Source organism: Armatimonadota bacterium, assembly GCA_031459715.1.
Classification (GTDB): Bacteria; Sysuimicrobiota; Sysuimicrobiia; order Sysuimicrobiales; family Humicultoraceae; genus Humicultor; species Humicultor tengchongensis.
Genome location: JAVKIA010000054.1, coordinates 1 through 10,874 on the forward strand (window position 1 = coordinate 1; position 10,874 = coordinate 10,874).

At 70.3% G+C, this 10,874-nt stretch carries 14 protein-coding genes and 1 tRNA gene; 3 read left to right on the forward strand and 12 right to left on the reverse strand.

The features are described 5' to 3' along the window. On the forward strand, positions 1-429 hold a 429-nt coding region (locus tag QN152_13075), incomplete at its 5' end, for a hypothetical protein (GenBank protein MDR7540439.1). Between the two features lie 8 nt (positions 430-437). Next, the gene (locus QN152_13080) at positions 438-809 is read left to right on the forward strand and encodes a helix-turn-helix transcriptional regulator (protein MDR7540440.1); all 372 of its coding nucleotides are present in this window, start codon (positions 438-440) and stop codon (positions 807-809) included. On the opposite strand, the gene QN152_13085 is transcribed toward QN152_13080, so the two are convergent. The 9 genes from QN152_13085 to QN152_13125 all read right to left on the reverse strand — a co-directional run bounded on the left by QN152_13085 (position 806) and on the right by QN152_13125 (position 7,397). After that, the gene (locus QN152_13085) at positions 806-1,348 is read right to left on the reverse strand and encodes a DUF420 domain-containing protein (protein MDR7540441.1); all 543 of its coding nucleotides are present in this window, start codon (positions 1,346-1,348) and stop codon (positions 806-808) included. The two genes, QN152_13080 and QN152_13085, sit on opposite strands and share 4 nt — an antisense overlap. A gap of 8 nt (positions 1,349-1,356) precedes the next feature. Beyond that, a complete protein-coding gene (locus QN152_13090; protein ID MDR7540442.1) occupies positions 1,357-1,665 on the reverse strand; it encodes a cytochrome C oxidase subunit IV family protein in 309 nt (102 codons plus the stop codon). Positions 1,666-1,688: 23 nt separating this feature from the next. After that, the gene (locus QN152_13095; protein MDR7540443.1) at positions 1,689-2,330 is read right to left on the reverse strand and encodes a cytochrome c oxidase subunit 3; all 642 of its coding nucleotides are present in this window, start codon (positions 2,328-2,330) and stop codon (positions 1,689-1,691) included. 11 nt (positions 2,331-2,341) lie between these two features. Further along, positions 2,342-3,103 (reverse strand): hypothetical protein, encoded by a 762-nt coding sequence (locus QN152_13100; protein MDR7540444.1) that lies wholly within the window; start codon positions 3,101-3,103, stop codon positions 2,342-2,344. A 4-nt stretch (positions 3,104-3,107) separates the two neighbouring features. Continuing rightward, positions 3,108-4,922, reverse strand: a complete 1,815-nt coding sequence (locus tag QN152_13105; protein ID MDR7540445.1) for a cbb3-type cytochrome c oxidase subunit I — start codon at positions 4,920-4,922, stop codon at positions 3,108-3,110. Positions 4,923-4,976: 54 nt separating this feature from the next. After that, positions 4,977-5,762: a cytochrome c oxidase subunit II gene (gene coxB, locus QN152_13110; GenBank protein MDR7540446.1), complete on the reverse strand. Its 786-nt coding sequence runs from the start codon at positions 5,760-5,762 to the stop codon at positions 4,977-4,979. 219 nt (positions 5,763-5,981) lie between these two features. Further along, positions 5,982-6,854: a pyrroline-5-carboxylate reductase gene (gene proC / locus QN152_13115; protein MDR7540447.1), complete on the reverse strand. Its 873-nt coding sequence runs from the start codon at positions 6,852-6,854 to the stop codon at positions 5,982-5,984. Positions 6,855-6,880: 26 nt separating this feature from the next. Then, a complete protein-coding gene (locus QN152_13120; protein ID MDR7540448.1) occupies positions 6,881-7,285 on the reverse strand; it encodes a cyclophilin-like fold protein in 405 nt (134 codons plus the stop codon). Between the two features lie 36 nt (positions 7,286-7,321). Next, positions 7,322-7,397: transfer RNA gene (locus tag QN152_13125), tRNA-Glu, on the reverse strand. A 132-nt stretch (positions 7,398-7,529) separates the two neighbouring features. On the opposite strand from QN152_13125, the gene QN152_13130 reads away from it, so the two are divergent. Beyond that, positions 7,530-8,402, forward strand: a complete 873-nt coding sequence (locus QN152_13130; GenBank protein ID MDR7540449.1) for an EamA family transporter — start codon at positions 7,530-7,532, stop codon at positions 8,400-8,402. Positions 8,403-8,411: 9 nt separating this feature from the next. Here QN152_13130 and QN152_13135 read toward each other — a convergent pair whose 3' ends face one another. The 3 genes from QN152_13135 to QN152_13145 form a co-directional block, all read right to left on the reverse strand. Continuing rightward, positions 8,412-9,161, reverse strand: a complete 750-nt coding sequence (locus tag QN152_13135; GenBank protein ID MDR7540450.1) for a glutamine amidotransferase — start codon at positions 9,159-9,161, stop codon at positions 8,412-8,414. Between the two features lie 2 nt (positions 9,162-9,163). Continuing rightward, positions 9,164-10,555 carry a MurT ligase domain-containing protein gene (locus tag QN152_13140; GenBank protein MDR7540451.1) on the reverse strand — a complete coding sequence of 464 codons (1,392 nt, stop codon included), beginning with the start codon at positions 10,553-10,555 and terminating at the stop codon, positions 9,164-9,166. A gap of 15 nt (positions 10,556-10,570) precedes the next feature. Beyond that, positions 10,571-10,874: C40 family peptidase (locus tag QN152_13145; protein ID MDR7540452.1), on the reverse strand; the 304-nt coding region annotated here is incomplete at its 5' end.

Consider the following 10,874-nt stretch of genomic DNA (forward strand, 5'->3'; position numbering starts at 1 on the left):
GCTGGGGCGGAGCCGCTCCTGCGCCAGAGCCTGGCCATCGCCCGGCAGCTGGCCGACGATGCCGGGCAGGCGCACACCCTGACCGAGCTCGCCCGCGCCGCTCTGGTGCAGAACAGGGTGGCTGAGGCGGAGGACCTGGCCAGGGAGGCCAGGCGGTTGGCCGCACAGGTTGACGACCCTGCGGAGGCGGCCCTGGCCGTGATGGTCCTGGCGGCGGCGGCACACCGGCGACAGCGGCTGGAGGAAGCTGCAGCCTGGTACCGCGAGGCCGCCGACGCCTTCTGGCGTCTGGAGATGTTCAGGGAAGCCGGGGACGCCCTGCGCGAGCTCGGCTTCGTCCACCTGGATGCAGGAAGGGAGGGAGAGGCCGCCCACGCCTTCGCCCGTGCCTTCACCGCGCAGAAGGCGCTGGCAGCCGCACAGCCATGAGGACGGCCATGCCCCGGACGTCCAGCACTCCGGAGACAATGCTCCGCGAGCTGGCCCGTCTCAGCGCGCAGGCCAGCCCGTCGCGGCAGCTGCCGCACCCCGGCGGACTGCTGCAGGAGGTCCTGGCGGAGGTCGACGTCGAGGGGACCACCTACCGCCTCTCCCGCCTCCGCCGGCGTCCGCGGACGGTGGACCTGACCCCGCGCGAGCTGGAGATCGCCCGCTTGGTGGCCAAGGGGCTGCCCACCAAAGCCATCGGGGCCATGCTGGGCATCAGCTCGTGGACCGTGCTCACCCACCTGCGACGCGTCTTCGCCCGGCTGGGCGTTCACAGCCGGACGGCCATGGTCAAGCGGCTCAGTGACGAGGGCCTGCTCTAGTAGATCACATTCAGCAGTAGGAAGACCACGATCCCCAGGGCCAGGCTCACCGACCACAGGAGCACCGCCCAGCGACCGACCCGGGGATGCGCTGTGCGGGCCACTTCCGCCGCCGATGTGCCCAGCCCCACCAGCAGGTTGTAGACGACCAGCGGCACGGAGAGGATCGACAGGAGGATGTGCACACCCAGGAGCGGGAGGTAGACATAGGCGCGGACGCCCGCCGGCCCGGGAAACGCCTTCGTTCCCCCCAGTGCCACCCGCGTGACGTAGAGGAGGAGGAAAAGGGAGATGCAGGCCGCGGCCGCCAGCATGGAACGGCGGTGCGCGGACAGGCGGCCGGCGCGGATGGCCCGCCACCCCCCAAGCAGCAGGAACAGCGCCGCGGCATTGGTCCCGGCGATGACAAAGGGCACCGCCCTCAGGGCAAAGGCCAGGGCAGGCGGCAGATGATCGGGTGGATTCCCTGAGAGGACGGCCGCCAGCACCGCATAGATGGCGAAGGTGACGAGGGCCGTGCGCGCAAGCGGCGAGCGCACAACGGGGCCTATGGGCGGAGGAGGAAGACGTTGAGAGCGTCCCGGGCCACCCCGGCGAAGAGCAGCACCACCAGCACGAGCGGCACCGCCACCACGAAGACCAGGTTCAACCGCTCGTAGCGCAGGTGCATAAAGTAGGCGGCGATGAGGCTGGCCTTGAGCAGCGCCAGGACCACCAGGAGGGTGACCAGCCACCCGCGGGGCACGCCGGCCAACACGACCCCGATCTCCAGCGCGGTAACCACCAGCAGCCAGAACCAGGTGAGCAGGTAGACCCGGTACCAGGCCCCGCCCTCTGCTCTCTCCTCCTCGGCCATGCCCGTCTCCTTTGCTGCGCCGCCTAGACCAGGTACAGCAGGGTAAAGATAAAGACCCAGACCAGGTCGACGAAGTGCCAGTACAGCCCGGCGATCTCGATGCTCTCCGCGGAGGCCCGCCCCCGCCTCGCCTGTACCGCCTTCACCAGCAGGTAGACCACCCCGCTGCTGACGTGACCCCCGTGAAACCCGGTGATGACAAAGAAGGTGGCGGAAAACATTGCGGGGAGGTCGGCCTGGTGGCCGACAAACCCGGTCAGCCGGGCCCCCTCCCCGATAAAGCCGGTCCACTCGAACGCCTGCATCCCCAGGAAGAGCAGGCCCCCCAGAATGGTCAGCCACAGGAAGCGGGCCGTCGTGCGCCAGGCTCCGCGTCGCGCCGCAGCCACGGCCACGGCCATGGTGGCGCTGCTGCAGATGAGGATAAAGGTCATCGGGCCCACCACGGCGGTGATGTTGAAGAAGTCGGCCTGCCGGGGCCAGGTGCCGGCCACGAGGCGCACGGCCCCGTAGCCGGTGAGCAGGGCGGCAAAGGTGAAGGCATCCGAGAGCAGGAAGAGCCACATCATCAGCTTCGCCCAGGAGACGGCGAAGGGCGACTCCCCGCCGCCCCACGCCGACGCGGCGCTTCCCTGCCGCCCGCTGACCCGCATCATCTCGCTCATTCCCCTCGCTCCTACGACCAGAGGATGAAGAATACGTAGAGCCAAAGGGCGGTGAGGAAATGCCAGTAGACGGCCACGTTGCCCAGCAGCGCCCCCGGATCCGCCCCTGCTGCGCCCGTGGCCTCCCCCACCGTCGCCTCCCGTATCCGCGTCGCATCCAGGGTGCCCGTGGCTTTCCCGGGCCCTGCTGCGAACATGAGCCCCGTGGTCCCTTCCGCCGGCCGCGCTCTCGCCAGGCGGCGCAGCGCATATCCCAGCCCTCCCAGGCCGCCCAGGAGATGGACCCCGTGGACGGCGGTGAGAAGGTAAAAGAAGGCGCTGTGCGGACCCGAGGCCAGAAAGACTCCCTCCGCCACCAGCTCCCGCCAGGCGGCCACCTGACCCAGCAGGAACGCAGCGCCAAGCAGCACGGTCAGGCCCAACCACGCGCGGGTTCCCCCCGCATCGCCGCAGCGCCAGTGCCGTCGCGCCCCCTCCAGGACAACACTGCTCGCCAGCAGCAGCCCGCTGTTCGCCCACAGCAGCGGCGGCAGTGCCACCGGCGTCCAGTCCGGAGCCGCCCTCCGCGCGGCGTAGGAGACGGTGAAGGCAATGAAGAGCATGCTCACCGCGGCGAGGAACACCCACACCCCAAGCCGGGCCGTGGCGGCCGACGGCGCCCCCTCCTGCCCCCATCCCCCGCCTCCCTCGCCGGGGGGCGGAGAGCCATTCCTCCCGCCGGGCCGCCTCTCCGCCGGGATCTCGACCGGTGCCAGCATCCGCTGTGCCACCATCCCCCTACCGCCTTCGCTCCCCGTCGCCGCCCAGAGCCCCCGGCTCCCGGCCCACAGGGACGGCCGCGGGCGCCGTCTGCGGGAGGAAGTCCTGGGCGGCGTTAGGCGGGCTGTATTCGTAGGCCCAACGCTGCACCACGGGCAGGGCCGGGCCCCAGTTGCCGTGCGGGGGCGGTGACGGCGCCGTCCACTCCAGCGTGGTCGCCCCCCAGGGGTTGCGCTCCGCCCGGGGGCCGCGGAACAGGGAGCGGAAAAAGTTGTACAGAAAGATGGACTGGGCCGCGAAGAGCACGAAGGCGGCCAGCGAGACAAACACGTTCAGGGGAGCCAGCCCCTGCAGGTGGGCATAGAGCTGCGGTGAGTAAATGCGGCGCATCATTCCCATGAAGCCGGCGTAGTGCATGGGGAAGAAGGTGGCGTAGATGCCGGCGAAGGTCAGCCAGAAGTGCCACCGCCCCAGGCGCTCGTCCAGCATCCGGCCGAACATCTTGGGGAACCAGTAGTAGGTCCCGGCGAAGGCGGCGAAGATGGCGGCGCTGGCCATGACGAAGTGGAAGTGCGCCACCACGAAGAAGGTGTCGTGGAAGTAGATGTCTACCGGCGGCTGGGCCAGGACGATGCCGGTGAGGCCTCCGGTGACGAAGAGGGAGAGGAAGCCCAGGGCGAAGAGCATGGCACTGGTGAAGCGGATCTTCCCCCGCCACAGCGTGGCCAGCCAGTTGAACGTCTTGATGGCCGAGGGGACGGCGATGACCAGCGTGGTGGTCATGAAGGCGGTGCCCAGCAGGGGGTGCATGCCGCTGGTGTACATGTGGTGCCCCCAGACCAGGAAGGAAAGAAAGGCGATAGCCACCATGGAGCCTACCATGAAGCGGTAACCGAAGATGGGCTTGCGCGCGTTGTTGGCCAGGATGTCGGAGACCATGCCCATGGGCGGGAGGATCAGCACGTATACCTCCGGGTGGCCCAGGAACCAGAAGAGGTGCTGCCAGAGCAGCGGGTCGCCCCCGGCATGGTCCACCGGCGTCGTCCCCACCAGCAGCCCGGCGGGGACAAAAAAGCTCGTGCCCCCCAGCCGGTCGAAGAGCAGCATGATGGCCGCCGCCAGGAGCACGGGGAAGGCCAGCAAGGAGAGGATGGCGGTGACGAAGAGCGCCCAGACGGTCAGCGGCAGACGGAGCATGGACATCCCGCGGGTGCGCAGCTGCAGGACCGTGGTGATGTAGTTCAGCGAGCCGAAGAGGAAAGCCACGATGAGGACAGCCAGGGCCACCAGCCACAGCGTCTGGCCCAGCCCCGATCCCGGTGCCGCCTGGGGCAGGGCCGACAGCGGGGGGTAGGCCGTCCATCCACCCCCGGCCGCGCCGCCGGAGACGAAGAACGAGGCCAGCAGAATGACGATGGCCGGTGGGTAGAGCCAGTAGGAGAGCATGTTCAGGAAGGGAAAGGCCATGTCCCGGGCGCCGATCATCAGCGGGATGAGAAAGTTGCCGAAGCCCCCGGTAAGCAGGGTGGTGAGTACGAAGAAGATCATGATGGTCCCGTGCATGGTCACCGCGGCCAGGTAGAACGCCTGGCTCATCTGACCCTCCGGCATCCCCCCGGGAAAGAGGCGCCCCAGCAGGGGCCACGACCGCCCCGGCCAGCCCAGCTGGAGGCGGATGAACAGGGCAAGAACTCCGCCGAGGACAGCCATGGCCATGGAGGTGAGGGCGTACTGGATCCCGATAACCTTGTGGTCCTGGCTGAAGATGTACCTGCGCCAGAAGCTCAGCTCACCCACGGTTCGGGCGTCCAGGTGCGGAAGCGCGTGCGCCATCCCTCTCCTCCTGTCCACCTGGCTGGCCGTAGGTCCCCCGGGCGGTCGGCCAGCTTACGGCCGGACCTGCGCGGCCAGCCAGGCGTCGAACTCCTCCTGCGTCTGGACCACGATCCTTCCCCGCATGATGTAATGCAGCGGCCCGCACAGCTCGGCGCAGGCGATCTCGTACGTCCCCGTGCGGCTGGGGGTGAACCAGGTTCTGGTCACCATTCCCGGAACGGCGTCCTGCTTGACGCGGAAGGCGGGGACGAAAAAGGAATGCACCACGTCCTTGGCCCGCAGGCGCACCTCCACCGGGCGGTTCACCACCAGGTGCAGCGCCGCTGACGTGCTGATGTCCAGCACCAGGTCGTCCTGCCCCGCCGGGTCGGCCGGGTCCAGGGCGAACGGGTTTTGCCGTGGGGAGAACAAGCGGGGGTCGATGCGACCAAAGCGGCCGTCGGGCCCCGGATAGCGGGCCTTCCAGCCGAACTGCTCGGCGCGCACCTCCACCACCAGGGCGCCCGGCGGCGGCGCGCTGTGGATGCGCGCCCACAGACCGGCGGCGGCCACCGTCAGCCCGGTCATGACCACAGCCGGGACGATGGTGTATGTCAGCTCCAGCGCCCGGTGCTCGTGCCAGTAGCTGGCCCGCTGACCCCGGTCGCGGTAGAGCCAGACGAAGAGGGCCAGCAGGCCCTGCACCAGCATGAAGGCGGCGCTGATGATGGCCAGGGTGACCAGGAACAGCCGGTCCACGGGCCGGCCCTGCAGCGAGGCCAGGGGAGGCAACCACCAGCGGTGGCGCGCTATCAGCGTGGCTACTACCGCGCCCGCCACCAGCAGCCCCAGGGCCATACCCAGAGCAGCCCCAGTCCGCCTGCTTTCCGCCTGATCCGACCTGACCATCGCCTCGGGGGCCTTCCGCACGAGTCAGCGCATATCGAGCAACATCCTAACCACCAACGCCCATCCCGTCTACTTCACCCCGACCTCGTCGTAGTGCACCGGGATGTGGATGGGGCGCCTCACGGGACCTTCCAGGAGGGCTGCCGTGAAATGGTGTGGATACTTCGCCTACGAGCTCTGGGTGTCCTCCCCGGGCAGGGAGACCTCCACGGGCGATGCCGCTTCCCCCATCCGGCCCAGCGCCACGGAACGCTGGTAGGCCGCCCACACCGCCTTGGAGAGCACGGTGCGCAGGCCGCCCTTCTCCAGCTGGTAGAGGGCGGCGGCGCTGGTGCCGCCGGGAGAGGTGACCATGTTCCGCAGCTCCGCCGGGTGCAGGCGCGACTGTTCGGCGAAGGTGGCCGCACCGCGGATGGTCTGCACCACCAGCTGGCGTGCATCGGCACGGGAGAAGCCCAGGTGCACCGCCGCGTCGATGAGCGCCTCCATCACCAGGAAGACGTAGGTGGGGCCCGTGCCGCTGACAGCAGTGGCCATGTCCAGGAAAACCTCCTCGGCCACGGGCAGTTCCCGCCCCAGGGCCCGGAGGATGGCCTGGGCCTGCGCACGCTGCTGCGGCGTCACCGCAGGCGTTGCCGTCCACACGCTCATCCCCTCTCCCACCTGCGCCGGGGTGTTGGGCATGCAGCGGACGATCGCCTGGTGCTCCAGTCCCTCCGCCAGGGTACGGATGCTGGCGCCGGCGACAATGGAGAGGACGAAGGCGCCCGCAGGGACGGCGCCGCGCATCTCCCGCAGCACACCGGAGAGCACCTGGGGCTTGACGCACAGGGCGACGATGTCCGCCCCGGCGGCGGCGGCCCGGTTGTCGGGCGTGGTGCGAATGCCAAAGAGCGCAGCGAGCTCGTCCAGCCGGGCCTGCCGGGGGTGGCTGGCGGTGATGGCCTGGGGCGCCACCATTCCCCGGGTGAGCAGCCCGCGGATCATGGCCTCGCCCATGACACCTGCGCCGATGAAGGCCAGTCGCAAATCGGCGAGCATTACCTACTCCTCACCCGGTTCATCCCCTACGACTCCCGCTGCAGTGATATGCGTGTGCCGCCGCGCACGCGCGCAAACACTCCCGGATCACCCTCGATCCGCCCCACGACGTTCACCGGGCTGGCTGCGCGGATCTCGTCGCCGCGGCTGGCCGGGGTGGGGCCGAAGAAGATGCAGAACGCCGCCCCCGGCGGCCAGTAGGCGATCTCGCCCGCCTGGACCACGTCGCGGGCATCCGGCTCCGCGGCGCAGCGCACCGGGATCTCAAAGTAGATCTCCTCCCCCCAGCGGTTGGCCGTGGCCTGCAGGGGCAGCGCCTCCCAGATGGCCTCCGCCGTGGGCGAGGCGCCCAGGGTGGCTGTAGCCTCCACCTGCCCGGCGCGGATGCGGATGCGGCGGGTGGCGGCAGTCGTTGTCGGCGGCCGCTGCATGTCGACCTCGCGCTCTCCCTGACGCGGGCTCCGGGATGGTGGCCCCAGGGGGATTCGAACCCCCGTTTCGGCCTTGAGAGGGCCGCGTCCTGGTCCCCTAGACGATGGGGCCTGACGGAGACGCCTGCTTATAATAGGCCGCCGCGGCGCATCCGGTCCAGCTCTTTCCGCTTCGCCCGGCCAGTGCAGCCCTTCTGGCACACGTGCACCACGGCGGGCACCGCGTCCAGTGTATCATGGACCCATGGCTGCACGAAGACTCCGTCCTCCGGGCCCACTACTGGTGGCCGGCGCGGGAGCACTGTGGGGAACCATCGGCGTCGCCGCCAAGTCCGCCTTCCGCTACGGCATCTCTCCGGCCGACGTGGCTCTGTGGCGGGCGGGCGGAGCGTTTGCCCTCCTCCTGGCCACAGCGCTGCTGGTCCGCCGCGACGCCTTGCGCATCGCCCCCGGCGACCTTCCGCTGTTCGCCCTGCATGGGGCGGTAGGCGTGGCCGCCTTCATGACCGTCTACCTGACGGCGATCCGCCTCTCCACAGTGGCGACGGCGGCGATGCTGCTGTACACCGCCCCGGCGTGGGTGGCGCTGCTGGCCCGGCTACTCTTCCACGAACCGCTGAGCCCTCGCAAGCTGGCCGCGGTGACCTGCACCGTCGCCGGCAGCGCGCTGGTGGTGCGCGCCTACGATCCGGCGGCCCTGAGGCTGAACCTGCCCGGGGTGCTGGCCGGACTTGCGTCGGGGTTGACCTACGCCCTCTACAGCATCTTCGGCAAGCACGCGCTGCGCCGCTATGCGCCGTTCACCACGGTCCTGTTCGCCCTGGGGTTCGGAGCGGCATTCCTCCTGCTGGCACTGCGCCGCTGGCCCGCTCTCCCCTCGCCCCAGGCCCTCCCCGGCGTGCTCTACCTGGTCGTGGTGCCCACGGTACTGGCCTACCTGCTGTACACCGCCGGACTGGGTTTGATGGAGGCGGGCCGGGCCAGCATCGTGGCCACGGTGGAGCCGGTGGTGGCCGCGCTGCTTGGGGTGGCGCTGCTGGGAGAGCTCTTCCACCAGTGGCAGTGGGTCGGCGGGGGTCTGATCCTGGCGGGCGTGGCCCTGAGCCAGTGGGAGTAGCGGCGGGTCCTAGCGGGTCCGCCGCAGCGCGGTGTGATGGGCCGCCGCCTCCAGATCATCGTCCAGGGGGACAAGCGGCACCTCCCCGTGGCGGCGGCGCAGGGCCAGAGCGATGAGGTGGTCGGCGAACCAGGGGTTCTTCGACAGCAGCGGTCCGTGCAGGTAGGTACCGAAGGCGTTTCGGTAGACCGCGCCCTCGGTGCCGTCCTCGCCGTTGTTGCCACCTCCTATCACCACCCGCCCCAGAGGGCGGACGCCTGGACCCAGCCGCGTACGTCCGCCGTGGTTCTCGAAGCCAACCAGGGTGGATGGCGTCCCCGCTCCGGGAGGTTCCCAGCGGACGACGGTGTTGCCGATCAGGCGCGGATGGCCCTTTCCCGGGTGGCGCGTGGTCAGGTCCAGCAGCCCGACCCCGGGCAGGTCCGCGCCCTCCGAGGGGCGGTAGAAGTGGCCCATCAACTGGTACCCGCCGCAAACTGCCAGGAGGACGGCGCCCGCCTCCACCGCCTCTCGCAGCACCTCACCCTTCCCGGCCTGCAGGTCCCGGGCCGCCAGCGCCTGCTGGCGGTCCTCTCCCCCGCCGATGAAGTAGAGGTCGTGGGCCCCGGCGCGCAGCGGCGTGCCCGCCGGCACCTCGGTCACCTCCACGGCGATGCCGCGCCACCGCGCCCGCCGCACCAGCACGGCGATGTTTCCCCGATCCCCGTAGAGGTTCAGCAGGTCGGGGTAGAGGTGGCAGATGCGCAGGTCCACGCCCACCCTCAGTCCTCCCAGGAGGTGTGCACGACGCCATCCCGCGCCAGGATGTGGCGCAAGCGCAGCATCGCCGTGTAGGTGGGAAGCACGTAGAGCGGCTCCCCGGCCTGCAATGCCCCCACGCCCCGGCGCAGCGCCCGCGCTTCGTCGGGTTCCACGGCGATGGTCCCCTGGGGAAGCCCCGCGTACTTCAGGCGCACGGCCATGTCCTGCGCCCGCACCCCGGTGACCACGGCGAGGCGGCAGCGGTCGGCCAGCATCTCGAAGTCCACATCCCACAACCAGGAGACGTCGCGCCCGTCGGCGACAAGGTCGTTGATAGCGATGACGGCGACAATGGGACGGCCCTCCGCCAGGACGCTGCGCAGCACCTCGTTGAACCCCGCCGGGTTCTTGGCCAGCAACATGTAGGCCGGATGCCCGGCGATGGTCATGCGCTCCCCGCGGCCGAAAGCCGGCACAAACTCCCGCACCGCTCCGGCCACGGCCTCCAGCGGGATTCCCAGGGCCAGCGCCGCCGCGGCGGCGGCCAGGACGTTGTAGACGTTGTACAGCCCGGGCAGCACCGTGGTCAGCGCTGCACGTTCCCCTTCTGCGACCAGGACAAACCTGGAGCCGGCTATACCGTCCAGCCGCACCTCTGCAGCCCCCACGTCCAGCGGGGGACGGGCGGTGCCGCAGCGGGCGCAGTGGTACTCCCCCAGGTGCCCCAGGTACGCCGCCCCGTAGGTATAGGGGATGCCGCACCGGTAGCAGTAGCGGCCGTCTGCGGCGTGTTCCAGCCGCTCCCCGCGGCGCAGGGAGGGGTCGGCGATGCCGAAGGTACGCCCACCGGGGCGGAGGCGGGCCACGTCGGCCACCAGCGGGTCATCGGCATTGTAGATCACCGCGGCCTCTGCAGGCAGGTCGCGCAGCGCCGCCCGCCAGCGGTCGGCCACCAGGTCGATCTCCCCGTAGCGGTCCAGCTGGTCGCGGAAGAGGTTGCCCAGCACCACCACGCGCGGGCGTAGTGCCCGGCTCACCAGAGGAAGGGCGGCCTCGTCCACCTCGAAGACGCCCAGCTCACCGCGTACCCGCCCGTCCAGCGCGCTTTGTCCCAACAGCGCCGCGGCGATCCCCGCCGGCAGGTTGGCCCCGGCACGGTTGTGGACGCACGCCCACCCCGCCCGGCGGCCGATCCAGGCCAGAAGCCGCGCCGTGGTCGTCTTTCCGTTGGTACCGCTGACCAGTACGCTTCCGCGGGCCAGGCCCCGACCAAGCCGCGCCAGCAGGTCGGGGACGAGAGCGCGGGCCAGCCGCCCCGGCACGGTGGTGGCACCCCCCAGGCCCAGGGCACGGATCAGCGCGCCCGAGAGCCGGCCGGCGGCGATGCCTGCGCCGAGGCGAAGGTCGACCACACCGTCAGGATAGCGTCAGAAGCGGCGGGCGCCCAGGTAGCGCTTGCGGTAGTACTCCTTGACCAACGGGGTGACGGTCACGCTGCCGTAGCCCGAAGAGGCGTGGATGAACAGTCCTTCCCCCAGGTAAATGCCGGCATGGGACGGGCCGGGGCGGTAGGTGGTGAAGAACACCATGTCCCCGGGGAGGAGCTGTCCCGGCGGCACCGCCTTGCCGGCGTGGTACATGGCCTCGGTGGTGCGTGGCAGGACCACTCCCGCGCGGGCGTAGACGTACTGCAGAAATCCCGAACAGTCAAAGGCCCTCGGTCCCGTGGCC